Source organism: Enterobacter cloacae complex sp. P14RS (assembly GCF_014895895.1).
In the GTDB taxonomy this organism is placed as follows: Bacteria; Pseudomonadota; Gammaproteobacteria; order Enterobacterales; family Enterobacteriaceae; genus Enterobacter; species Enterobacter bugandensis.
Window position 1 is genome coordinate 1 of the sequence record NZ_JADBQM010000050.1, and the last position, 269, is coordinate 269.

The window sequence follows — 269 nt, forward strand, 5'->3', positions numbered from 1 at the left end:
GTTACGCAACACGTAGATGTCTCCTCTCTTGTCCTTAACCGCCATTAACATCGTCGAGACGTTATTAAATCACTCCACGCCAATCACCAGCACCATCGCCAGATACATGATCGCACGGATCATCTGGATATCACGGTACATATATCCGTAAGTGCCGATCCAGCTTTTGATGTAGACATAGTTATTGGTGACGCTGCCGACAACACACACAATTTAGATCTCGTTAAACACCTAATAAAAAAAAAAAAAAATGCCCGTCACGCTGTCGC

Annotated in this window: 1 pseudogene; it reads right to left on the bottom strand. The window is 44.2% G+C overall.

What is annotated here, in order from left to right:
- A pseudogene (locus IM295_RS22960) lies at positions 1 to 198 on the bottom strand (lipoprotein-releasing system transmembrane subunit LolE); the annotation flags it as partial.
- Positions 199 to 269: the final 71 nt, after the last annotated feature.